The sequence below is a fragment of the Actinomycetospora sp. CA-101289 genome, assembly GCF_050955895.1.
GTDB lineage: Bacteria > Actinomycetota > Actinomycetes > Mycobacteriales > Pseudonocardiaceae > Actinomycetospora.
On record NZ_CP192093.1, the window covers coordinates 293,844 to 314,100 of the forward strand.

The following is a 20,257-nucleotide window of genomic DNA, read 5'->3' on the forward strand; positions in this document are numbered from 1 at the left end:
CCCCGGCGCACAGAGAGGGGGCACGGTGACCGTCAGCCAACGGCAGGGCGGAGGCGTGCAGAAGGAGCCGCAGGGCGGGCTCGCTGAGGTCCTGGACCTCATCCTGGACAAGGGCCTCGTCATCGACGCTTTCGTGAAGGTCAGCCTCGTCGGGATCGAGCTCATCACGATCGACGCCCGCATCGTCGTCGCGAGCGTCGACACCTACCTCCGGTTCGCGGAGGCCACCAACCGACTGGACCTGCACGCCAAGGGCGGCAAGGACCTCGGGCAGGTCATGGGCGACATGACCCAGGGCGCGACGGAGAGCGGCGCCAAGGGCAAGACCAAGGGCGTGCTCGACGCCGGCAAGGAGAAGTGGGACGAGGTGCGCGGTGAGCGCCAGAGCAGCAGCCGGCGCGAGAAGGCGTGAGGGAGGCACCGTGAGTCAGCAGACGGATTCCGGGTCGTCGTCCGGGTCCTCGCAGCAGCAGGGCACCACGCGCGGCTCCTACATCTACGGGATCGTGCCGGCGGGCGTCCGCATCCCCGAGGGGCTCGAGCCCATCCCGGCCGCCGAGGAGGGCACCCAGCTGGGCCTCGTCACCGAGGGAGGCCTCGCCGCGGTCGTCAGCGACGTCGACGCCGGGCGGGCGCTGGGCACGCGCAAGGACCTCATGGCGCACGAGGCCGTCCTCAACGCCATCGCGCAGGACACCCCGGTGCTGCCCATGCGGTTCGGCGCCGTCGTCACCGACGACGACGCCGTGGCCGAGGAGCTCCTCGCGCCGCACCAGGACTACTTCGTGCGCGCCCTCGAGCAGCTCGAGGGGCACCTCGAGTTCCGCCTGCGCGGCGACTACGACCAGGACGTCATCCTCACCCGCATCCTCGAGGCCGACCCGCGCATCCAGCAGATGCGGGAGAAGGTCGCGGGTGTCGACGAGGACGCGAGCTACTACGACCGCATCCGCCTCGGGGAGGCCATCTCCAAGGCCATGGAGCAGATCCGGGCGGACGACGCCCAGGCCTGCGTGGACGCGATCGCGAAGTTCGCGGTGGCCACGGAGGTCAAGGAGGTCGGCGGCGAGAACGGGGCCGTGCACATCGCGTTCCTCGTGCGCACCGACCACCGCAGCGACTTCGAGCGTGCGATCGACGACCTCGGCGACGCGTGGTCGGGACGGGTCGAGCTCCGGCTCATCGGCCCCACCGCGGCGTTCGACTTCCTCCCCGAGTTCGACGCGCCGGAAGAGGCCCAGGTCTGACGTGGGCTTCTTCACCGAGCTGCTGCTGCTCCCCCTCGCGCCCGTCCGCGGTGTCGCGTGGGTGGGCGAGAAGATCGCCGACCAGGTCGACCACCAGATGCACGATCCCGCCGTGATCCGCGCCCAGATCGACGAGCTCGACGCGGCCCACGATCGTGGCGAGATCACCGAGGAGGAACGGGACGAGCAGCAGGAGGTCCTGCTGCAGCGCCTCGTCGGCGGAGGTGGCGGGTGACGCGCTCCGCCGACCGCGAGAGCACGACGGACGAGGACGGGGGCGTCACCGACCAGGAGCGCCCCCGTCGCCGTCGCCGGCCCGCGGAGGGCTCCGGCAACGGGTCGGCCGACACGAACGGGTCCGCCGAGGGCGAGCGCCCACGCCGGCGCAAGTCGGCCGACAGCGGCACGAGCACCGGCACGAGCACCGGCACGAGCACCGGGGAACGCCCACGGCGCCGACGCCGGCCCGAGGGCGAGGATTCCGGGTCCGCGGAGTCGGAGCGACCGCGGCGCCGCCGCGCGAGCACCGGCTCCTCCGACGGCGGCGAGGAGCAGGAGCGCCCGCGACGTCGCAAGAAGGCGGAGCCCGAGGGGTCCGACGACTCGGCGGAGCAGGCTCCCCGCCGCCGGCGCCGGCCCGCGGGTGACGACGGCGCTGCGGCGCAGGAGCGCCCGCGGCGTCGCGAGAAGCCGGCTCCGGAGCCCGAGCCCGAGCCGGTGGACGAGTCCGACGACGAGGTCGAGGACGAGGACCTGGACGACGAGGTCGAGGACGTCGACGAGGAGGACGCCGGGGAGCCGGAACCCGAGCCGGAGCCCGAGCCGCAGGCCCCGAAGCGCATCCCCGCACGCAAGATCGCCCGGTGGGCCGCCGAGCAGGTGCAGGAGATGAGCGGCAAGGAGAGCGAGGCCGTCACGTCGGTGCGCCGCACCGAGGACGGCTGGACCGTGGGCCTCGAGGTGGTCGAGAGCCGGAAGATTCCGGAGACCAGTGACATCCTCGCCACGTACGAGGCCGAGATGGACGCCGAGGGCGAGCTCATCAGCTACCAACGCCTCAAGCGCTACACACGCGGCCGCGGCGACGAGGACTGAGCGCCGGGCGGCACACGGAGGGACACACCATGACCGACCCGGTGCGCTGGACCGGGCAGATGCCGCCGACCGCCAACCAGGGCGGCGGGCGGCAGCCGGCCCGCAACGGCGCCGGCGGCGGCGGTGGTGGTGACGGCACCAACCTCGCCGACATCCTCGAACGGGTCCTCGACAAGGGGATCGTCATCGCCGGGGACGTCCAGATCAACCTGCTCGACATCGAGCTGCTGACGATCAAGCTGCGGCTGATCGTGGCGTCGGTCGACCGCGCCAAGGAGATGGGCATCGACTGGTGGGAGCGCGACCCCACCCTGTCGTCCGGCCACTCCGAGCTGGAGAAGGAGAACCAGCGGCTGCGGGAGCGGCTCGAGGCCCTGGAGGGCCGCGACGCGCCGGCGGCGCTCGAGGGCGGTGAGCAGGAGGAGGCCGACGAGATCGAGGACGCCGACGTGGTCGAGGAGGACGAGTCCGAGCCGGAGCCGGAACCCGTGAAGCCGCGCCGGAAGCGGAGGACCGACGGGTGAGCGACACGCTGACCTACGTCTACGCCGTCGCCCGCGACGTCGACCCCGCCGCCGTCGCGGGGCTCGAGGGCCTCGACGGGCGCCCGGTGCGCACCGTCGAGCACGGCGGCGTCACCGCCGTGGTGAGCGACGCCGACCGCGCCGAGTTCGAGGAACGCGCGCTGGAGGAGCGGCTGGAGGACCTCGAGTGGCTCGCGGCCACCGCCCGGGCGCACCACCACGTCGTCGACACCCTGGGCCGTGACCACGTCCTCGCGCCGCTCGGCCTGGCGACGGTCTACTTCGACGACGAGCGGGTGCGCGCGGTGCTCGCGGAGAGCGCCGCGACCTTCGGCGCCGTGCTCGACCGTCTCGCCGGCCGCGCGGAGTGGGGCCTCAAGGTCTACGCGCGCGGACGTCCCGCCGCGCCGGAGGCGGCGGAGAAGCCGCGGTCCGGCGCGGACTACCTGCGCGCGCGGCGCAAGGCGCTGCGCGAGGGCGACACGACGCTCGAGGACGCCCGGGCCGCCGCGGTCGAGGTGGACGCCGCGGTGACCGCCCTCGCGGCGGCGACGCGCGCGCACCGGCTCCAGGACGCGCAGCTCTCCGGGCAGACCGACCCGATGGTCCTCAACCAGGCCTACCTCGTGGACGTCGAGCGGGTGGACGATCTGCGCGCCGCCGTGGCGTCCTTCGCCGACCACCCGCGCGTCCGGGTCGAGCTCACCGGGCCCTGGGTCCCGTACTCGTTCGCGGCGGCGGCTCCGGGGACCGGCTCGTGACGGGGCCGGGCTCGGGTGAGCTCGAGCCCCGGGCGACGTCGCTGTTCGGTGACGAGGAGGTCGCGCTGGTCGACCTGCTCGACCGTCTCCTCGCCGGCGGTGTCGTGCTCGTCGGCGACCTGACGATCTCGCTGGCCGGGGTCGACCTCGTGCGCATCTCCCTCCGCGCGCTGGTCATGTCGATCGCGCCCGTGGAGCGCCAGGGCACGCTCGCGGCGCGTGCCGAGCGCGCCGACCAGGCCGAGCTGGAGGCCGGCCGTGGCTGAGCGGCCGAACCGCATCGAGATCGACAAGGACGAGGTCCGGCGCGACCTCATGAAGCTGGTGCTGACGATCGTCGAGCTGCTGCGCCAGCTCATGGAGCGCCAGGCGATCCGGCGCGTGGAGCAGGGCGACCTCACCGAGCAGGAGGAGGAGGACCTCGGCACGTCGCTGATGCTGCTGGCCGAGGCGATGGACGAGCTCACCGAGCAGTTCGGGCTCACGCCGAAGGATCTCAACCTGGATCTGGGACCGCTGGGACCGCTGCTGCCGCGGGATCGCTGAGCGCCGCCGATCGGGCGGTCTCCACCCCCGCGGCGCGGGGTACTCAGGGGGCATGACCAGCGCCCAACGTCCGAGCAGCACCCCCGACAGCCCCACCCCGACGGCGACGTCGATGGGGGGCGCGGCCGATCCGACGGCGGTGCCCGGCACCACCGAGGTGCTGCCCTCGGTGGTCCAGAAGGTGACCGCGTACTCCGCCCGCGAGATCCCCGGGGTCGTGGCGCTCGGCGCCAGCGCGTCGCGGGCCGTCGGCGCGGTGCGCCAGACCCTCACGGGCAACACCGAGAACACCGCCGGCGTCCGCGTCGAGCTCGCCGACCAGCAGGCCCACATCGGGCTGGACGTCGAGATCGAGTACGGCGTGGGGGCGCGGGAGCTGGTCCGCGCACTGCGCCGCCACGTGCCCAAGGCCGTCGAGGAGATCGCGGGCGTGACCGTCGTCGAGCTCAACGTCGTCATCACCGACGTCCACCTGCCCGGCGCCGACCTCGACGCCGACAGCGGCGCGACGCCCCCGCCGCCCGCCAGCCTGTAGCCGACGCGGCCGCCCGGGGGCCCGCACGCGGCGTGGGACGATCGCCGTCGTCCCCGCCCGCCGTGCGACCAGGAGGCCCCCGTGGCGACCGTGCTCGTGACCGGTGCGGCCGGCTTCATCGGCGCGAACGTCGTGCGGTACTGGCGCCGCGTGCACCCGGGTGACCGGGTGGTGGCGCTGGACGCGCTGACCTACGCCGGGGTGCGGGGCAACGTCGAGGGCCTCGACGGTGTGGAGTTCGTGCACGGGTCGATCGGCGACACCGACCTGGTCGCCGACCTGCTGCGCACCCACGCCGTGGACGTGGTGGTGAACCTCGCCGCCGAGTCGCACAACTCGCTGGCCATCCTGCGGCCCGGCGACTTCTTCGCCACCAACGTCATGGGCACCCAGGGGCTGCTGGAGGCGGTGCGCCGGGTCGGGGTGGGCCGGTTCCACCACATCTCGACCTGCGAGGTCTACGGCGACCTGCCCCTCGACGTCGATGACGCGTTCACCGAGGAGTCGCCCTACCGGCCGCGGACCCCGTACAACGCGGCCAAGGCCGGCGGCGACCACGTGGTGCGCGCCTACGGGCTGACCTACGACGTGCCGGTGACGATCACCAACTGCGCGAACAACTACGGGCCCTTCCAGTTCCCGGAGAAGGTGATCCCGCTGTTCACCACCCGCGCGCTGGCCGGCGAGCCGCTGCCGCTCTACGCCTCGACGAAGAACCGCCGCGAGTGGCTGCACGTCGACGACCACGCCGCGGCGATCGACGCGGTCGTCCACCAAGGCACCGTGGGGGAGACGTACAACGTCGGCTCCGGGCACGAGGTGGACATCGAGGGCATCGCCGACGCGGTGCTCGGGACGCTGGGGCTCGGACCGGACCTCAAGACGATCGTCCCGGACCGGCCCAGCCACGACCGTCGCTACCTGCTGGACTCCACCAAGCTGCGCAGCGAGCTGGGGTGGGCGCCGCGGGTCAGCTGGGACGAGGGCCTCGCCGCGACCGTCGAGTGGTACCGGCAGAACGAGGCGTGGTGGCGCCCGCTGCTCGGCCGTTCGCCGGTGGTCGAGGGTGCCGGGGCCGACTGGGGCAGCGCGGGTGGGCAGCGGTGAAGGGCATCGTGCTCGCCGGCGGGTCGGGCAGCCGGCTGCACCCGGTGACGCGGGCGATCTCGAAGCAGCTGCTGCCGGTCTACGACAAGCCGATGATCTACTACCCGATCTCCGTGCTGATGCTGGCCGGCATCCGGGAGATCCTGGTGATCTCGACGCCGGTGGACCTCCCGGCGTTCCGGCGGCTGCTCGGCGACGGCAGCGACGTCGGGGTCTCGTTCACCTACGCCGAGCAGGCCGCGCCCAACGGGCTGGCCGAGGCGTTCCTCATCGGCGCCGACCACGTCGGCGGCGACACCGCCGCGCTCGTGCTCGGCGACAACATCTTCCACGGCCAGGGCTTCGCGACGATCCTCGCCGAGCAGGTCACCCGCCTGGAGCGCGAGAAGGGCTGCGTGCTCTTCGGCTACCCCGTGCGCGACCCCGGCCGCTACGGCGTCGGCGAGGCCGACGAGACCGGGCGGCTGCTCTCGGTCGAGGAGAAGCCGGCGCAGCCGCGGTCGAACCGGGCCATCACCGGCCTGTACTTCTACGACAACGACGTCCTCGACATCGCCCGCGGGCTCACGCCCTCGGCGCGCGGCGAGCTGGAGATCACCGACGTCAACCAGGCCTACGTGGCCCGCGGCGACGCGCGCCTGATCGACCTCGGCCGCGGCTTCGCCTGGCTCGACACCGGCACCCACGAGTCGCTCATCGAGGCGAGCCAGTACGTGCAGGTGCTCGAGCACCGCCAGGGCGTGCGCTTCGCGTGTCTCGAGGAGATCGCCCTGCGCCAGGGCTGGATCACCGCTGACGCCGCCTTCGTCCTCGGTGAGCGCCAAGCCAGCTCCGGCTACGGCGAGTACGTCATGGACGTCGCCCGCCGAGCAGGGGACAAGGCCCGGCCGGATGACGGAGCGCGCCGGAGATCGCACGGCAGTGCGACGGAGGAGCACTGACGTGCGGATCTCCTTGGCGCGACTGGTTAGTGATTCTGCACCGGGTCGGTGCCCAGGAAGTCCTGGAAGTCCGTCGGGAGCTGGCTGGTGAAGTTCTGCCACTCGCCGTCGGACAGGGCCGTCTCGAGGCCCTTGGCGATCGCGCGGGCGTGCTGCCGGGCCTGGGCGACGGTCACGCCGTCGCCCTCCTGCTCGGCGATGCGCTGGTAGAAGGTGTCGACGTCGAAGCGCTCGCCACCACCCTCGGCCGGCAGCGCGTCGGCCAGGCGCCCGGGGAGCTGGGCGGCCAGGTCCTTGCTCTCGCCGCCCTCGAGGCGCTGACCGAGGACGGTCAACGTCGCGGTGACGGCGCGTTCGGCGCTCTCGTTGTCCGGGAGCGCCAGGCTCTCCTTGACCGCGGCGACGAACTCGTGTTCCTGCATCGTTCTCCCTTCGCGTGGCGTGTTCCACGCGACGGGTGCCCGGGCCAGCCCTTCGCGCACACGTCGCGGCGGGGACGGGCCGCGATCAGAAGAGCGCGCGCGTGAACGTCACGAAGGACTCGGCGAAGCTCGCGAGGATGGCGAGGATGTTGGTGACCGTCGCCGCCGCGGTGGTGGGCGAGTCGATGATCCAGAACAGCACGAGCGCGCCCACGAGGAGCCCCACCACGCGTTGCATGCTCCGCACGGTAATCGCCACACCACCCCCGCGTCACCGTCGGGTCGGCCAGCGGTGCCCCGGTGGGCTCTCCGGGAGAGGGGCGTGCTCCGCTCGGCGGAGCCGGCGTTCAGTCGTCGAGACGCGCGGACAGCCCGCGGTTCAGTTCGGACACCTCGAGCGTGCGCGGTCCCTCCGAGAACGTCACCGACGCGATCACCCCGTAGTTCACGAGGACCGCCTGGTTCTCGGTGAACGCGTACCGGTGCACCTCGCCGTCGTTGATGATCTGGGTGAACCGCGCCATGACCGCGTCGAGGCCCTCCTCGAACTTCAGCGTCAGCGGGATCTGGGGCACCGACACGTACACCGTCATGGTTCTCCTCCGCCGGCCCGACCGGCGGCGGGGCAATCCGCCGAGCGCCGCACCGAAATTGCTCCGAGTGCCGCGCGTGGAATCCCGGGCGGCCACCGATCCTAGATCGAGGAATCCGCTCCGCGGTTCCCGACGGGGAGGTCGTGTCATGGAGATCGACGGGGTCGAGGTCCACGAGGAGTCCGAGGACTACGGGTATTCCTGGTCCTGGGACGACCCGCGCGGATTCCAGTCCGAAATCCTCTGGCAGCGCGAGGTCGGGCACCTCAGCCTCGGCACGCGCCAGCTCCCGGGCGGCTGGGTGCACAACCGGCTCGACCCGCACGCGTGGGGCAGCGCGCGGACGATCTACGAGGCCCGCCAGGTCGTCGAGGCCTACGTGACGAAGGCGGCGGCCAAGCCGGGCTGAGCCCGGCGCGGGCCGCGCCGCACCCGGGTGCAGCATCTCGTGCCGAACGGGGTACCCGACGGGCCACCACAGCTCGCCCGACCCCCCGGGAGGCCTCCATGCCGCACGGCGTCGCCCACCAGCTCATCGCGTCCCACCTGGTCGAGGGGGAGATGACGCCGGGCGAGGAGATCGCCCTGCGGATCGACCAGACCCTCACCCAGGACGCGACGGGCACGCTCGTCATGCAGGAGCTCGAGGCGATGGACCTCGACCGCGTCAAGACCGAGGTCTCGGTCCAGTACGTCGACCACAACCTCCTGCAGGCCGACGAGAAGAACGCCGAGGACCACGCCTACCTGCGCTCGGCGTGCCGGCGCTTCGGGCTCTGGTACTCCAAGGCCGGCAACGGCGTGTCCCACCCGACGCACATGCAGCGCTTCGGCAAGCCCGGCAAGACGATGATCGGGTCGGACTCGCACACGCCCGCGTGCGGCTCGCTCGGCATGCTCGCGATCGGCGTCGGCGGCCTCGAGGTGGCGCTGGCGATCACGGGCAAGCCCCTGAGCATCCGCATGCCCGAGATCTGGGGCGTCGAGCTCACCGGCGAGCTGCCGCCGTGGTGCTCGGCCAAGGACGTCGTCCTCGAGATGCTGCGCCGCCACGGCACCAAGGGCGGCACCAACCGGATCATCGAGTACCACGGCCCCGGTCTGGAGAAGCTCACCGCGATGGACCGCCACGTCATCGCGAACATGGGCGCCGAGCTGGGCGCGACGACGACGGTGTTCCCCGCCGACGACGAGGTCCGCCGCTTCCTCGCCGGCGAGGGCCGCGAGGAGGACTTCACCGAGCTGCTCGCGGAGGAGGGCACCGAGTACGACGTCACCGAGTCGATCGACCTGTCGCAGATCGAGCCGCTGATCGCCCAGCCGTCCTCGCCGGGCAACGTCGTGCCGGTGAGCGAGGTCGTCGGCACCCCGGTGGGCCAGGTCGTCATCGGCTCGTCGGCCAACCCGGGCCTGCGCGACTTCGCCATCGCCGCGCGCATCGTGGACGGCCGCCAGACCCACCACGGCGTCAGCTTCGACATCAACCCGACCTCGCGCCCGATCCTCGCCGACCTCACCCGCTGGGGCGGCACGACGTCGCTGATCTCCGCCGGCGCGCGCATCCACCAGTCGGGCTGCATGGGCTGCATCGGCATGGGCCAGGCGCCTGCGCCGGGCACCAACTCGCTGCGGACCTTCCCCCGCAACTTCCCCGGCCGCTCCGGCGGCGGCGCCGACGACAAGGTCTGGCTGTGCTCGCCGGAGACGGCGGCGGCCAGCGCGCTGCGCGGCGAGATCACCGACCCGCGGGTGCTCGCCGACGAGCTCGACCTCAAGTGGGACGGGCTCAACCTGCCCGAGCCCACCGTCATCCCGGGCATGCTCGAGGAGCCGCCCCCCGCGGAGGAGGCGCAGCACGAGGAGCTGGTCAAGGGCCCGAACATCTCCGGGCTGCCGGAGTTCGACCCGTTCCCGGACTCGTTCGAGGTGCCGGTGCTGCTCGCCGTCGGCGACGACATCTCCACCGACGACATCTCGCCGGCCGGCGCCGAGGCGCTGCCGTTCCGCTCGAACATCCCCGAGCTGGCCCGCTTCGCCTTCGTCCGGATCGACCCCGACTACCCGAAGAACGCCGAGGAGATCAAGGACTCGACCGGCCACGCCATCGTCGGCGGCGCCAATTACGGCCAGGGCTCGTCGCGCGAGCACGCCGCGATCTGCCCGCGGTACCTCGGCCTGCGCGTCGTGATCGCCGAGTCGTTCGCGCGCATCCACTGGCAGAACCTGGCCAACTTCGGGATCCTCGCGCTCGAGTTCGCCGACGCCGGCGACCGGGAGAAGATCGCCCAGGGCGCCACCCTGTCGTTCTCCGACGTGCACCAGCAGCTGCAGAACGGCACCGAGGTCACCGCGCAGGTCGACGGCCAGGAGCTCACCTTCCGCCACAGCCTCTCGGACCGTCAGGTGAACATGGTCCTCGAGGGCGGGCTCATCCGTCAGCTGGCGGAGCAGCAGGGCTGAGGTCGTCGGGCTCCCCGGGGTCGGGCTGCAGGTCGACGCCCTCCTCGGGGAGCCCGGACACCGTCCGGCGCTCGCGGGTCAGCGTGTAGCCGCCGTCGTCGTAGGGCGGGCGCAGGTCGAGGACGACGACGTCGTCGATCTCGTCGCCGACGCCGCGCACGCGGGTGGTGAGCGTCGTGCCCGGGCCCTCCCGCTGGGCGTGCCCGAGCAGCCCGCCGCGGGTGGGGTCGAAGGTCCAGTCGGTCAGGGCACCGTCGGGGTCCCCGCCGGAGGTGAAGGCGACGGCGGCGACGGCCGGCTCGGTGACCCCGGCCTGCTGGCGGGGCTGGCGCAGGCACGGGAAGTAGGTCCGGATCTGCCAGGCGACGCCGACCGCGGCGCCGGCGGGCAGGTACTGCGGCAGGGGCACCCAGGCGCGCTGGACCGGCGCGGTGAAGGCCAGCCAGCCGCCGGTCGTGGTGCTGTCGTCCTGGGCGACGAGCCGCACCACGTCGGCCCCCGGTGGCGGCGCGTCCTCCTCGAGCAGGGGCAGCGTGCGCCACGCGACCGACTCGGGGTCGTCGGCGCCGATCCGCCGGCTGCCGAGCGGGGCGAACCCGCCGGGGGTCGCCCGGCCGTACTCCGCGCGCAGCGAGACGTCGCGGGCGGTGCGCCCCGAGACCGCGACGGCGACCCCGGCGTCGGCGGCCGGGGGGAGGCGGTACCAGCCGGTGGCCAGGGTGCCGGTGCGCGCGTCGGCGTCCGCGCCGTTCTCCGGGACCAGGAAGCTGCCCCAGACCGTCGTGGCGTCGGGGGTCCCGGGCGGCGGCGGGCTGGCGGGGAAGAACGCGCCCGGGACGAAGGGCTCGTCGCGCAGCTCGGGGTCCGGGGCGTCGTCGGCGTCGAGGGCGGGCGCCGGCACGGTGTCGTCAGCCGGGGCGAGGGCGCGGGCGCCGCGGGGGTCCAGGACGTCGATCTGCCCGCCCAGCCCGCAGCCGGTGGCCGCGGGGTCGGTCCAGCCGTCGCCCTGCGGGGACCACGCGCCCGAGGTGCGGATCGCCGCGCGGGTGACGTCGCGGACCGTCCACGTCGTCATCACCGCGAGGAGGCCGACGACCAGCACGGGCACGGCCACCGCGAGGGCCAGGCGCCGTCGCGGACGGGCCCACCGGTGCGCGGCGAGCGCCGCGGCGGCGGTCAGCACGAGCAGCGCGAGCGCCCACCACAGCGGCTGGTCGAACGCGATCCCGCGCACGGAGGGGTAGTCGCCGTACGACGGCATCCCGATCCCCCAGCCGTACGGCCACATCGCCCGCCCGTGCCCCACCAGCGCCGCGGCGAGCACGGCGGACAGGGCGACGGCGAGCAGCGCGGTCTGCGGCACCCGGCGCGCGCGGTCGAGCGCGGCGACCAGGCGGGGACCGGTCACGAGCAGCAGGGTGAGGAAGACCGCACCGAGCCCGGCGAGGGCCCCGAAGTGGTGGGTCGGCTTGCTGGGCGTGGGCAGCAGCAGGGCGAGCGCCAGCAGCATCGACCAGCCGGCGAGCGGGAGGCGCGCGGGCACCGGCAGGTCGCGGACGCGGGCGGCGACGAGCAGCACGAGGAACCACACGAGCGCCAGCAGGCACGCCACCACGGCGGCGCGCCGGGCGTACGACCCGTGGTGGGAGAGCGTGTCGAACAGCGCGTTGTAGCGCAGCAGCTCCTCGTACCAGGTCTGCACCCGCTGGACCGGTGCGAAGATCTCCTGGGCGCGGGCGAAGTCGCGGTAGGCGCCGTCGGTGAAGCCGAGCAGGCTGCCGACCGCGAGCGGGGCGAGCACGACGACCCAGCTGCCGGCGACCGACCACCAGCCGGTCGCGCGCTCGCGCACGAGCCGCCCCGCGGCGGGCGCAGCGGCCACGAGCGGGGCGAGCGCGACGAAGCCGGTGGGTGCGGCCATCAGCCCGGCGGCGGCGAGGCCCACCCCGAGGCCGAGCAGGGCGATCCGGCGCCGATCGAGGGCCTCGGCCACGGCGACGAGCGCGGCGATCGCGAAGAACCCGACGACCGGCTCCGGCCGCACGCCCATGTCGTAGGGCAGGAACCAGGCGAGGAACGCCGCGGCGAGGGCCGTGCGCGCCAAGGCGGGCGCCCACCGCCCGGACCCGCCCAGCGGGGTGCGCGCCACGAACGCCCGGGCGAGCGCCCAGGTGCCGAGGCCCAGGACGAGGGCCGGCACGCGCTGGGCGACGATCCCGACCCCGGCCGTCTGCTGCCACCACGAGAGCGCGTAGTACGGCCACGTGAACGGTGTGAAGCCCTGGTTGTAGAGCTGGTAGTAGTTCGCCAGGTAGCCCGAGAACGGCAGGTTGGCCGCCATCGAGCTGTAGTAGCCGTCGTCGTCGGTGATCGGCGCGAGGTAGAGCCAGGCGAGCAGCACGGCCGGCACGAGGACGTCCACCGCCCGCGGGCGCAGGCCGGCGAGCCGCACCCCGGTGCGCGTGGCGCGCTCCCGGGCCCACCGCGCGAGCCGCTCGTGGGCCCGCGCGTCCCACAGCGCCGGCGGGGCGCGCCCGGACGGCACGGCCAGCGCCACCGCCCCGACGACGAGGGCCACCACGATGAGCGTGATCAGCGCGGACTTGCCCGGCGTCGGTGTGTGGTCGAAGGCGTCGTCGAGGACCAGGCGCACCGACAGGTCGTCGGCGGTGAGCAGCGTCCCGGGCGGCACCGACGTCCGCAGGGCGTCCACCTCGGGCAGCGGCGTCACCGGGCGCGGCTCGGGCCGGGACTCGGGCAGCACGGTGCGCTCGAGCTCGCGGCGCTCCTCCGGGTCGGGCTCGACGATGCGGCTCGGCGTCGCGGACACCACCGCGCCGTCGAGCAGCACGCGCACCCCGGCGGCGTCGCCCGCCACCACGAACCGGCAGTCGTCGGCCGGCAGGAGCCCCGACCACAGGTCGAAGCCGCCGCTGCGGACGCTCACCGCGTCGCCGCGCGCCACGACCGTCAGCGCCTCGGCCTCGGCGTCACGCGACGTCGGGCCCATCGTCGACAGCACGACGCCGTCCGGCGTGGCCGCGGCGGCGCGGGCCGCGCGGCAGCTGAAGCGGACCTCGAGGTCGGCGGGCTCGTAGGCCGTGAGCATGAGCATCGTCGGGGCGGGGTCGCGCGGGTCCGCGGGCCAGCTCACCTCGGGCGTGCTCACCGACACCGGCGCGAACGGCAGGAACACGGCGCCGACCAGGGCCGTCAGCCCGGCGACCACCGCGATCACCCACGCGACCGGGACGGGTCGGCGCGGCGGGCGGGACGGGTCCGGGGGCGAGCCGTCGGGCGCGGCCGACACCTGCGGCGGGGCGTCCGTGCTCACCAGCCGCCGCTCCTCGTTCCTCGTCCTTCCCGGGATCGCCACGCTAACCGGGCGATCCCGGCCGACGGCGCCCCGGGGCCCGCGACGCGGGCCGGGTCCTCCACGGATCCACGGGGGCTCCCGGCTACGCTGGACCCATTGCAGCACCGAGTGAGGAGTCGCTCGCCGTGAGCGACCGGGCGCCCGGCAACGTCGGAGCCAAGAGACTGGTCGGCGCGGCCGGCCTCGGCGTGCTGGTCTCCGGCCTCGTCGTCAACGTCTACCTCGCCGTCGTCGCCCGGGCCCTGCCGCCCGCCGAGTACGCGACCTTCGGGTCGTTCTGGGCCCTGGCGCTCGTCCTGGGCTTCGGCGCCTTCCTGCCGCTCGAGCAGGAGCTGGCCCGGCGGCTCCCGCTGCCCGGTGACCGGCGGGCGCTCCTGCGCGCGGCGTCGGGGGCGGCGGCGGTGCTCGCCGGCATCGCGCTGGTCGTCCTCGGGGCCGCCCTGCCGGTGGTGTCGCGGGCCCTCGAGGACAACGTCTCGGTGCTCGTCGCCCTCGCCGCCCTGTGCGTCGTGTCGGGCGGGCAGTTCCTGGTCCGCGGCACGCTCATCGGCACCGACCGGCTCGTGCGGCACGCGGCGGTGATGGTGCTCGACGCCGTGCTGCGCCTCGGGCTCGCGGTCGCGGTGTTCGTCGTGGGCGGGGAGGACGCCGCCGCCTTCTGCTGGGCCCTCGTCGCCGCCATCGCCCTGGCGCACGTGCCGCAGCTGCCGGGTGCCTGGCGCCGCGCCGTCGCGTGGGGCCGTCCCGTCGTCGGCCGCCCCGTCCCCGCGCCCACCACCCGCGGGCTGACGCGCGCGGCGCTCCCGCTGCTGGTGGGCTCGGCGTGCGCCCAGCTGCTCCTCAACGGCCTGCCCGTGCTCGTCGTCGCCCAGGCCGCCGACGGCCAGGAGATCGCGGCCGCGGGCGTGTTCGTCGCGGCGTTCACGCTGGCCAAGGCGCCGCTGTCGATGGTGGTGCCCCTGCAGTCGGCCGTGGTCCCGACGCTGACCCGCCTGATCGCGCAGGGGCGGCGCCGCGAGGTGCTCGTCCTGCTGGTCAAGGGCGCCGCGGTGCTCGTCGGGCTCGCCGCGGTCGCGGTGCCCCTGGCTTGGTGGATCGGCCCGGCGATCGTGACGCTGATCTTCGGCCCCGACTACACCATCGGCGGCCTCGACCTCGCGCTGATCATCTGCGGGGTCCTGGCCCACATCGGGCTCGTCGTCATCACCCAGGTCCACGTCGCGCGCGGGCGCCACGTCGACGTCGCCCTGAGCTGGATGGCCGGCCTGGCCGGGGCCGGGCTGACGTTCTGGCTCGTGCCCGGCGTCATCCTCTCCGGCGAGGTCGCGTTCCTCGTCGGCTCGGTGGTCGGCGCCGCCGCGAGCTCTACGATCCTGGCGGTCTCGCGCCGCCGGTCCACCCGGGAGGACACGCTGTGAGCACGGAGTACGACGAGGACTACTACCGCTTCAACGGGCAGGCCGACGACCGGCCGGCCCTGCGGTGGTACACGCGGCTCGTGCACCGCTACGCCGCCGGCGGCCCGTACCTCGACTTCGGCTGCGGCACCGGGCACCTGGTGCGCCGGCTCTCCGCGCTCGGCCCGGCGTCCGGCTTCGAGATCTCGGAGTACTCGGCGGCGACGGCCCGCACGAACGCGCCGGGCTGCACCATCACCACCGACCCCGCGGAGCTGGGCGACGGGTCCTTCGGCGCGCTCACGGCGATCCACGTGCTCGAGCACCTCGACGACGCCGTCGCCGACCAGACGCTGGCGACGTGGCGCCGGGTGCTGCGCCCGGGCGGGCACGCCCTGGTCGTCATGCCCGACCCCGCGGGCCGCGGGCGGCGCCTCGCGGGCGAGCGCTGGATGGGCTTCGCCGACCCCACCCACATCAACCTCAAGCCGCACGCGCAGTGGCGGGAGTTCGTCACCGAGCGCGGCTTCGCCGTCGAGCGCGAGGGCACCGACGGGCTATGGGACGTGCCCTACGGCCGCCTGCCCAAGCTCCTCGACGCCGCGCGCTACGCCGTGCCCGCGTTCGCGCAGTTCCTGTCCGGGCGCCTCGCGCTGCCCGCGGGCAGCGGGGAGTCGTCGGTGTTCGTGCTCCGCCGCTCCTGAGCCGCTCCTGAGCTACTGGTCGGCCGGCGGCCGGATCACGACCTCGTCCACCGGCACCGACATCGTCGTGTTCGGCGCGGGCGACCAGCCGCTGACCACGGTGCTCCCGCGCTCGACCCGGTAGGCGCCGATGGTGGGCACGAACGGCGTCAGGCGGTACACCGTGCCGGCCTCGGCGTCGGGGGCGTCCCGCAGGCGCGTGACCAGCCCGACCATGCGGGAGTCGCGCGCGCTCTGGGCGAAGAGCCCGCCGCGCGGGATCTGCCAGATGCCGTCGAGGGTGTAAGCCAGCTCCTGATCGCCCCAGACGACGGCGAGGGTCGAGGGCTCGTTGATCCCGTCGGCCTGCACCGGCTTGCGCTGGCAGGGGAAGAGGAACGCGTACTGCCAGCTCACGGCCGTCGCCTCGCCGGGCGCCGCGTAGTCGGTCAGCGACGTCCAGCGCTGCACCGAGGGGGCCGTGAACGCGAGCCACCCGCCCGTCGTGGTCGAGGTGTCCACGGCCACGAGGCGCACGACGGTGGCGCCCTCGGGCGGGCCGTTGCCGGCCTCGAGGAGCACGCCGCGCCAGGTCGGCGAGTCGACCCCGCCGCCGTCGGGGTCGAGCCCGAGCTCCCGGCCGCCGACGGGGACGAGCCGATCGCCCTCGGCCCGCGCGTACTCGACGCGCAGTGTGTTGCCGTCCCCGGTCCGCCCCGACACCGAGGTGGTCATCGCGGCGTCCGGCCGGTCCGGGATCGCGTACCAGGGCGTGGCGAACGAGCCCACCGAGCCGTCGTTGCCGTCCGCGGCGGCGGGCCCGGGCGCCGGGGCGGTGAAGCTGCCCCAGGTGGTGACGCCGGGGACGGCGGGCGGCGGGCTGGACGGGAACGACCCGCCGGCGACGAAGCCGCTGGAGGCGCCGGGCAGGACCGACGCGAGGCCCGGCGCCGGGGTCAGCGGCACGGCGTCGGCCGGGTCGAGCACCTGCATCTGGGAGGCCGCCACACAGTCGGTGCCGAGCGGGTCGCGCACGGCGTCGGCCCACGGCGACCACGTGCCCGCCGTCCGCACGGCGCCCAGGGCGAAGCCGCCGACGAGGTACACGGTGGTCACCAGCAGGACCGCGACCGCGGTGGCGGCGACCGCGGTGACGCCGACGAGCGGGCGCCGCTCGGCGGGCCGCCGGCGCCCCAGCAGGACCAGGCCGCCGGCGACGACGAGGCCGCCGAGGATCCACCACGCCGGCTGGCCCAGGGCCACGAAGGCGACCGTCGGCGGCTCGCCGGGGTCGGGCAGGCCGAGCAGCCACGAGTAGGGCCAGGCGTTGGCGCCGTGCCCGGCGAGCCCGCCGGCCACCGCCACCGCGAGCCCTGCGCCGACCACGACCGCCGGGCGGACCGGCGGCCGGGACGGGTCCGCGCTCCCGAGCTCGCGCAGCAGCACCGGGGTCCCGACGATGACGAGGGCGAGCACGGCGCCGCCGACCCCGGCGAGGGTGCCGAAGTGGTGGGTCCACTTGCTCGGCGTCAGCCAGAGCAGCGCGAAGCCCAGCAGCAGGGTCGTGCCGGCGAGCGCGGTGCGGGTGGGCAGCGGGCGCCCGCGGCCCCGCAGGAACGTCGCGAGGAGCCCGAGGACGACGAGCGCGACGATCCCGAGCAGCACCGGGGCGCGCTTGGCGTACGACCCCATCGGCGCCTCGTCGGAGAGCAGGTAGCTCCACCGGACGATCTCGGTGTACCAGCTCTCCTGCGACTGCATGCCCAGGAAGATCTGCTGAGCGCGCAGGAAGTCGCGCAGCGAGCCGTCGGCGAACGCGAGGAGGCCGACGAGGGCGCCGGGGCTCGCCACCGCGACCAGCCGCCCGAACGCCCGCAGCGGCGTCACGCCGGCGCGCAGGCGGCGCCACACCGCGGGCAGGCACGCCAGCAGCGGCGCGAGGGCGACGAACCCCGTCGGCGCGGACGTGGCGCCGAAGGCCGCGACGCCGACCGCGAGCCCCAGCAGGCTCCAGCGGTCGCGCTCGAGGCCGACGGCGAGCGCGAGCAGGCTGCCGACGACGCTGGTGGCGACGACGGCCTCGGCGCGCACCCCCATGTCGTAGGGCAGCCACCAGGACAGGAACCCGACGGCCAGCACGGCGTGCAGCAGCACCGCGCGGCCCCGGCCCGTGCCGGCGGGCAGGGCGCGGGACACGTAGGCCCGCAGGAGCACCCACGTGACCAGGGCGAGCAGCAGCGAGGGCACCCGCAGCAGCACGGGACTCGTGCCGATGCCGGTCTGCCACACCGACAGGACGTAGTAGATCCACGTGAACGGCGTGAAGCCCTGGTTGTAGAGCTGGTAGTAGTTCGCGACGTAGCCCGAGAACGGCACGTTGGCCGCCATCGCGCTGTAGTAGCCGTCGTCGTCGGTCATCGGCGCGAGGAAGGTCCACAGCACGAGCACCGCGGGCACGACGGCGTCCACCACGCGGGGCCGGGGTCGTGGCCCTCCGGCGCCGACGATCGGCGACGACGCGCGCCGGTCGCGCACCACCAGCGCGCCCAGCGCCACGAGTACGGCGAGCACGAGCAGGACCGTCACCGCGGTCTTGGTGCCGGTGGGGCTGGTGGCGAACTGGTCGTCGACCGTCACGCGCACCGCGAGGCCGGCGGAGGTGCCGGGCGCCGCGGCCGGCACCGAGGTCATCAGCGCGTCGACGTCCGGCAGCAGCTCGGGCCCGCCGCGGCCGAGCACGCGCCCGTCGACGGCCACGGTGAGCCCGCCGGCGACGTCGCCGGTCACCGCGATCGCGCACGACGGCGGGAGCGTCGTCAGCGCCAGCGGCACGCCGCGGGAGAGCACGGTGAGCTGGTCGCCGCGCACGGTTATGACCAGCGCCTGCGTGGCCGTCTCCGGCGAGGGCGGGGGCATGGTGGCGAGCAGGAGCCCGTCGCCCGCCCCCGCGGCGCGCGCCGCCGTGCAGTCCGCGCGCACGTCGAGGGCCAGGGGCCGCTGGGTGGTCAGCTGGAGCGCGGTGGACGCCGGTGCCGACGGGTCCGCGGGCCACGACACCACGGGCTCGTTCACCGCCACCGGCAGCAGCGGCAGGAGGACCGCGCAGACCAGCGCCAGCGCGCCGGCGAGCAGGGCGACGAGCAGGGCCCGGGCGCCCGCATCGTCGCGCGGGAGGTCCCCGTCGGCCCGCGCCTGCACGGCGGGCGGACGCGAGGTCTTCGGGGTCGCCGTCAACGGCCGCGCTCTCGGTTCGGTGGGCGGACACCGCACGCTAGCAACTACTGCCCGTGAGGAGGCTCCGCACCCTCGGTACGTCCGCCGGGTCGGCGACGCGCCCCCGCCCACGACCGTCGGCCGCGGACCTCACCTCTACAGTGGCTGCACGGTGAGTAGCCGGACCGTCGGTCACCGAGGGAGGGCGATGGACGACCACCAGCGCAACGACCTCGTCATCGTGCTGACCTACTACACGCCGTACGTGTCGGGGCTGACCAACGTCGCCCGCGACCTGGCGGAGGGCCTGGCCGCCCGCGGCTGGCGCGTCTGTGTCGTCGCCTCCAAGCACGACCCCGAGCTGCCCACCCACGAGGTCGTCAACGGCGTGCGCGTGGTCCGGGCGCCGGTGCTCGCGCGGGTCGGCAAGGGCACGATCGGCCTGAACCTCACGCGCCTCGCGCTGCGCGAGATGCGCCGCTCGACGGTGGCGAACCTGCACCTCCCGCTGGTCGAGGCCGGGCTGCTCGCGCGGCTGTCGCCGGTCCCGGTGGTGACGACCTACCACTGCGACGTCTCCCTGCCCACGGGCGCGGGCCCGCTGGTGGTGCGCGCGCTCAACGGGCTGCAGCACGGCGCCATCGACTTCTCCAGCCGCGTCGCGCTGCGCCGCTCGGCGGCCGCCGTGGTCAGCAGCGAGGACTACGCCCGCCACAGCCGGATGTGGCCCGCGATCGACGGGGGCATGGTCGCGGTGCCGCCGCCGTGCCCGCCGCGCGCGCCGGGCCGGCCGAGCTACCGGCGCGGCTCGGGCTTCCACGTCGGCTTCCTCGGGCGGATCGTCGAGGAGAAGGGCGTCGAGCACCTGGTCGACGCGTTCCTCGCGCTCGACGACCCGGACGCCCGGCTGCTCATCGGCGGCGACTTCCAGGGCGTCGCCGGCGGCAGCGTCGTGCAGACCGTGCGCCGCCACATCGGCGACGACCCCCGCGTCGAGGTGCTCGGCTTCCTGCCCGAGTCCGAGCTCGACGACTTCTACGCCTCGCTCGACGCCTTCGCGCTGCCGTCGGTGAACGCCTTCGAGGCGTTCGGCATCGTGCAGGTCGTGGCGATGATGGCCGGGGTCCCGGCCGTGGTCAGCGACCTGCCCGGGGTACGCACGGTCGTCGAGAACACCGGCTTCGGCGCCGTCGTCGCCCCGCGCGACGTCGCGGGCCTCACCGCGGCGCTGGCCCGGCTCCGTGACCACCCGCTCGACCGCGCGGCCGGCAGCGCCGCGGCCGCGGCCCTCTACAGCGTCGACGCCGTGCTCGACGCGTACGAGGCCGTCTTCACCAAGGCCGTGGGCCGATGACCG

General features: G+C 74.6%; 21 protein-coding genes. 16 read left to right on the plus strand and 5 right to left on the minus strand.

All coding sequences use genetic code 11. From position 1 onward, the window contains the following. The first annotated feature begins 55 nt into the window (after positions 1 to 55). The 11 genes from gvpJ to rfbA all read left to right on the plus strand — a co-directional run bounded on the left by gvpJ (position 56) and on the right by rfbA (position 6,756). Positions 56 to 412, plus strand: a complete 357-nt coding sequence (gvpJ, locus tag ACQPX6_RS01405) for a gas vesicle protein GvpJ (RefSeq protein WP_433784929.1) — start codon at positions 56 to 58, stop codon at positions 410 to 412. A gap of 10 nt (positions 413 to 422) precedes the next feature. Further along, the gene (locus ACQPX6_RS01410) at positions 423 to 1,247 is read left to right on the plus strand and encodes a GvpL/GvpF family gas vesicle protein (RefSeq protein ID WP_433784931.1); all 825 of its coding nucleotides are present in this window, start codon (positions 423 to 425) and stop codon (positions 1,245 to 1,247) included. 1 nt (position 1,248) lies between these two features. Next, the gene (locus tag ACQPX6_RS01415; RefSeq protein ID WP_433784932.1) at positions 1,249 to 1,482 is read left to right on the plus strand and encodes a gas vesicle protein GvpG; all 234 of its coding nucleotides are present in this window, start codon (positions 1,249 to 1,251) and stop codon (positions 1,480 to 1,482) included. Continuing rightward, positions 1,479 to 2,342 carry a gas vesicle protein GvpO gene (gvpO, locus tag ACQPX6_RS01420; protein WP_433784933.1) on the plus strand — a complete coding sequence of 288 codons (864 nt, stop codon included), beginning with the start codon at positions 1,479 to 1,481 and terminating at the stop codon, positions 2,340 to 2,342. Before ACQPX6_RS01415 ends, gvpO begins: the two co-directional genes overlap by 4 nt. A gap of 29 nt (positions 2,343 to 2,371) precedes the next feature. Next, positions 2,372 to 2,866, plus strand: a complete 495-nt coding sequence (locus tag ACQPX6_RS01425) for a gas vesicle protein (RefSeq protein WP_433784934.1) — start codon at positions 2,372 to 2,374, stop codon at positions 2,864 to 2,866. Continuing rightward, the gene (locus ACQPX6_RS01430; protein WP_433784935.1) at positions 2,863 to 3,627 is read left to right on the plus strand and encodes a GvpL/GvpF family gas vesicle protein; all 765 of its coding nucleotides are present in this window, start codon (positions 2,863 to 2,865) and stop codon (positions 3,625 to 3,627) included. The genes ACQPX6_RS01425 and ACQPX6_RS01430 overlap by 4 nt, the downstream gene beginning before the upstream one ends. After that, positions 3,624 to 3,893, plus strand: coding sequence for a gas vesicle protein (locus tag ACQPX6_RS01435; RefSeq protein ID WP_433784936.1), 270 nt, complete (start codon positions 3,624 to 3,626; stop codon positions 3,891 to 3,893). Before ACQPX6_RS01430 ends, ACQPX6_RS01435 begins: the two co-directional genes overlap by 4 nt. Next, a complete protein-coding gene (locus tag ACQPX6_RS01440) occupies positions 3,886 to 4,173 on the plus strand; it encodes a gas vesicle protein K (RefSeq protein ID WP_433784937.1) in 288 nt (95 codons plus the stop codon). Before ACQPX6_RS01435 ends, ACQPX6_RS01440 begins: the two co-directional genes overlap by 8 nt. Before the next feature lie 52 nt (positions 4,174 to 4,225). After that, on the plus strand, positions 4,226 to 4,708 hold the full coding sequence (locus ACQPX6_RS01445) for an Asp23/Gls24 family envelope stress response protein (protein WP_433784938.1): 483 nt from the start codon (positions 4,226 to 4,228) through the stop codon (positions 4,706 to 4,708). Positions 4,709 to 4,789: 81 nt separating this feature from the next. Then, positions 4,790 to 5,815, plus strand: a complete 1,026-nt coding sequence (gene rfbB, locus ACQPX6_RS01450; RefSeq protein ID WP_433784939.1) for a dTDP-glucose 4,6-dehydratase — start codon at positions 4,790 to 4,792, stop codon at positions 5,813 to 5,815. After that, positions 5,812 to 6,756 (plus strand): glucose-1-phosphate thymidylyltransferase RfbA, encoded by a 945-nt coding sequence (gene rfbA / locus ACQPX6_RS01455; RefSeq protein ID WP_433784941.1) that lies wholly within the window; start codon positions 5,812 to 5,814, stop codon positions 6,754 to 6,756. The genes rfbB and rfbA overlap by 4 nt, the downstream gene beginning before the upstream one ends. A 26-nt stretch (positions 6,757 to 6,782) precedes the next feature. Here rfbA and ACQPX6_RS01460 read toward each other — a convergent pair whose 3' ends face one another. The 3 genes from ACQPX6_RS01460 to ACQPX6_RS01470 form a co-directional block, all read right to left on the minus strand. Next, a complete protein-coding gene (locus tag ACQPX6_RS01460) occupies positions 6,783 to 7,178 on the minus strand; it encodes a DUF2267 domain-containing protein (RefSeq protein WP_433784942.1) in 396 nt (131 codons plus the stop codon). 85 nt (positions 7,179 to 7,263) lie between these two features. Further along, a complete protein-coding gene (locus ACQPX6_RS01465; RefSeq protein ID WP_433784943.1) occupies positions 7,264 to 7,416 on the minus strand; it encodes a hypothetical protein in 153 nt (50 codons plus the stop codon). 109 nt (positions 7,417 to 7,525) lie between these two features. Further along, the gene (locus tag ACQPX6_RS01470; RefSeq protein ID WP_433784945.1) at positions 7,526 to 7,771 is read right to left on the minus strand and encodes a hypothetical protein; all 246 of its coding nucleotides are present in this window, start codon (positions 7,769 to 7,771) and stop codon (positions 7,526 to 7,528) included. Between the two features lie 148 nt (positions 7,772 to 7,919). Here ACQPX6_RS01470 and ACQPX6_RS01475 point away from each other — a divergent pair, with 148 nt between their 5' ends. After that, positions 7,920 to 8,180: a hypothetical protein gene (locus tag ACQPX6_RS01475; RefSeq protein ID WP_433784947.1), complete on the plus strand. Its 261-nt coding sequence runs from the start codon at positions 7,920 to 7,922 to the stop codon at positions 8,178 to 8,180. A gap of 98 nt (positions 8,181 to 8,278) precedes the next feature. Next, complete coding sequence (locus tag ACQPX6_RS01480) at positions 8,279 to 10,231, plus strand: aconitate hydratase (RefSeq protein ID WP_433784948.1); 1,953 nt, start codon at positions 8,279 to 8,281, stop codon at positions 10,229 to 10,231. On the opposite strand, the gene ACQPX6_RS01485 is transcribed toward ACQPX6_RS01480, so the two are convergent. After that, positions 10,200 to 13,565 carry an arabinosyltransferase domain-containing protein gene (locus tag ACQPX6_RS01485; RefSeq protein WP_433784949.1) on the minus strand — a complete coding sequence of 1,122 codons (3,366 nt, stop codon included), beginning with the start codon at positions 13,563 to 13,565 and terminating at the stop codon, positions 10,200 to 10,202. The two genes, ACQPX6_RS01480 and ACQPX6_RS01485, sit on opposite strands and share 32 nt — an antisense overlap. Positions 13,566 to 13,732: 167 nt before the next feature. Between ACQPX6_RS01485 and ACQPX6_RS01490 the strand changes: the two genes are divergently transcribed. Together ACQPX6_RS01490 and ACQPX6_RS01495 are read left to right on the plus strand one after the other, a co-directional pair. Next, positions 13,733 to 15,025 carry a lipopolysaccharide biosynthesis protein gene (locus ACQPX6_RS01490; protein WP_433784950.1) on the plus strand — a complete coding sequence of 431 codons (1,293 nt, stop codon included), beginning with the start codon at positions 13,733 to 13,735 and terminating at the stop codon, positions 15,023 to 15,025. Then, a complete protein-coding gene (locus ACQPX6_RS01495; protein ID WP_433784951.1) occupies positions 15,022 to 15,708 on the plus strand; it encodes a class I SAM-dependent methyltransferase in 687 nt (228 codons plus the stop codon). The genes ACQPX6_RS01490 and ACQPX6_RS01495 overlap by 4 nt, the downstream gene beginning before the upstream one ends. A gap of 12 nt (positions 15,709 to 15,720) precedes the next feature. On the opposite strand, the gene ACQPX6_RS01500 is transcribed toward ACQPX6_RS01495, so the two are convergent. Next, complete coding sequence (locus ACQPX6_RS01500) at positions 15,721 to 18,921, minus strand: arabinosyltransferase domain-containing protein (RefSeq protein WP_433784952.1); 3,201 nt, start codon at positions 18,919 to 18,921, stop codon at positions 15,721 to 15,723. 187 nt (positions 18,922 to 19,108) lie between these two features. Here ACQPX6_RS01500 and ACQPX6_RS01505 point away from each other — a divergent pair, with 187 nt between their 5' ends. Continuing rightward, positions 19,109 to 20,254 carry a glycosyltransferase family 4 protein gene (locus ACQPX6_RS01505; RefSeq protein ID WP_433784953.1) on the plus strand — a complete coding sequence of 382 codons (1,146 nt, stop codon included), beginning with the start codon at positions 19,109 to 19,111 and terminating at the stop codon, positions 20,252 to 20,254. Positions 20,255 to 20,257: the final 3 nt, after the last annotated feature.

What these genes read in the sequence shown, in the direction of transcription:
- ACQPX6_RS01425 (WP_433784934.1), top strand. Translation starts at nt 2,372, where the DNA reads ATGACCGACCCGGTGCGCTGGACCGGGCAGATGCCGCCGACCGCCAAC.
- ACQPX6_RS01445 (WP_433784938.1), top strand. Translation starts at nt 4,226, where the DNA reads ATGACCAGCGCCCAACGTCCGAGCAGCACCCCCGACAGCCCCACCCCG.
- ACQPX6_RS01460 (WP_433784942.1), bottom strand. Translation starts at nt 7,178, where the DNA reads ATGCAGGAACACGAGTTCGTCGCCGCGGTCAAGGAGAGCCTGGCGCTC.
- ACQPX6_RS01465 (WP_433784943.1), bottom strand. Translation starts at nt 7,416, where the DNA reads ATGCAACGCGTGGTGGGGCTCCTCGTGGGCGCGCTCGTGCTGTTCTGG.
- ACQPX6_RS01470 (WP_433784945.1), bottom strand. Translation starts at nt 7,771, where the DNA reads ATGACGGTGTACGTGTCGGTGCCCCAGATCCCGCTGACGCTGAAGTTC.
- ACQPX6_RS01475 (WP_433784947.1), top strand. Translation starts at nt 7,920, where the DNA reads ATGGAGATCGACGGGGTCGAGGTCCACGAGGAGTCCGAGGACTACGGG.
- ACQPX6_RS01480 (WP_433784948.1), top strand. Translation starts at nt 8,279, where the DNA reads ATGCCGCACGGCGTCGCCCACCAGCTCATCGCGTCCCACCTGGTCGAG.
- ACQPX6_RS01505 (WP_433784953.1), top strand. Translation starts at nt 19,109, where the DNA reads ATGGACGACCACCAGCGCAACGACCTCGTCATCGTGCTGACCTACTAC.